This is a genomic window from Skermania sp. ID1734 (assembly GCF_007489285.1).
Taxonomy (GTDB): Bacteria; Actinomycetota; Actinomycetes; order Mycobacteriales; family Mycobacteriaceae; genus ID1734.
In genome coordinates this window covers 1-1443 of sequence record NZ_VLIY01000046.1, presented here as the reverse complement: position 1 = coordinate 1443, position 1443 = coordinate 1, and the positions used below count along the sequence as shown (strand labels likewise).

Annotated in this window: 1 protein-coding gene; it reads right to left on the bottom strand. The window is 66.0% G+C overall.

Annotated elements, in window-relative coordinates:
* Positions 1-50 precede the first annotated feature (50 nt).
* Positions 51-1310 (bottom strand): IS256 family transposase, encoded by a 1260-nt coding sequence (locus tag FOS14_RS24455; protein WP_069389740.1) that lies wholly within the window; start codon positions 1308-1310, stop codon positions 51-53.
* Positions 1311-1443 lie beyond the last annotated feature (133 nt).

The window sequence follows — 1443 nt, the reverse complement described above, 5'->3', positions numbered from 1 at the left end:
GGTCAAGCCCCTAGAAGTGGTGTAACTGAATTGTGATCCTTCGTTGGTGATCAGGCGGGTAGTTGCATCAGTGCATCAGTGGTCACCTCCGTCTGCGAGCTGGTGTCGGTGTCGGTGGTCAGGGTGAGTCGGCAGCGGCCCAGGACTTCGAGTCCGAGGTATCGGCGTCCTTCGGCCCATTCGTCGGTCTGCTCGGCAAGGACGGCGCCGATGAGGCGGACGATGGCATCTCGGTTGGGGAAGATGCCCACGACGTCGGTGCGGCGGCGGATCTCTCGGTTGAGCCGCTCGGTGGGGTTGTTGGACCAGATCTGTCGCCACACGTCGTCGGGGAACACGGTGAAGGCGAGCAGGTCCTCGCGGGCGTCGCCGAGGTGCTCAGCCACGTCGGGCAGTCTGCCTTCGGTGTACTCGAGGAGCCGGTCGAACTGCTCGTGCACCGCGGTGTCGTTGGGCTGGTCGTACACGCTGTGCAGCATCGCCTTCACGGCCGGCCACATGGACTTGGGGCACACCGCCATGAGGTTCGCCGAGTAGTGGGTGCGGCAGCGTTGCCACGCGGCTCCCGGCAGGTTCGCCGCAATCGCCCCGACCAGCCCGGCGTGGGCATCGGAGGTCACCAGCCGCACCCCGCCCAGGCCGCGGGCAACCAGGTCGGCGAAGAAGGTGTTCCACGAGGCCGTGGTCTCACTGGTGGCGACCTGTATGCCCAGTACCTCGCGGTGGCCGTCGCCGTTGACGCCGGTGGCCAGCAGCACGGAAGCCTTGACGACCTGCTTGTTCTCGCGGACCTTGATCGTCAACGCGTCGGCGGTGACGAAGGTGAACGGCCCGGCCTCGTCCAGGCGGCGGTGCCGGAACGCCGCGACCTGCTCGTCCAGGTCCTGGGCCATGCGTGAGACCTGCGACTTGGACAGCGAGTCGATACCCAGGGTCTTGACCAGCTTGTCCATCCGGCGGGTAGACACCCCGGCCAGATAGCAGTCGGCTACGACGGTGATCAGCGCGGACTCGGCCCGCTTGCGGCGCTCGAGCAGCCACTCGGGGAAGTAGCTGCCCGAGCGCAACTTCGGGACGGCGACGTCGACGGTGCCGACCCGCGTATCCAGGGGCCGGTGGCGGTAGCCATTGCGGTGGTTGGTGCGCTCAGCCGAGCGGGCGTTCCACTCGGCGCCGCACACAGCGTCGGCATCGGCGGAGAGCAGTGCGTTGATCATGGTCTGCAGCAGCTCGCGCATCAGATCCGGCGACGCGTCAGATAGGGCTTGGCCAAGCAGGCCTGCAGGGTCGACAATATGGGGTGCGGTCATCGCGATGACTCCTCGAGGATTCTTTAGACGGTTGACTCGAAAGATCACGCGGTGGCCGCTCTACATCCGTCAACGACACGGATGTCGGAGACGATCTCGGCCACCGAGTTACACCACTCTATGGGGCACTACT

Bases quoted from the DNA above. Each gene is read 5' to 3' on its own strand.
- FOS14_RS24455 (WP_069389740.1), bottom strand. From the start codon at position 1,310: ATGACCGCACCCCATATTGTCGACCCTGCAGGCCTGCTTGGCCAAGCC.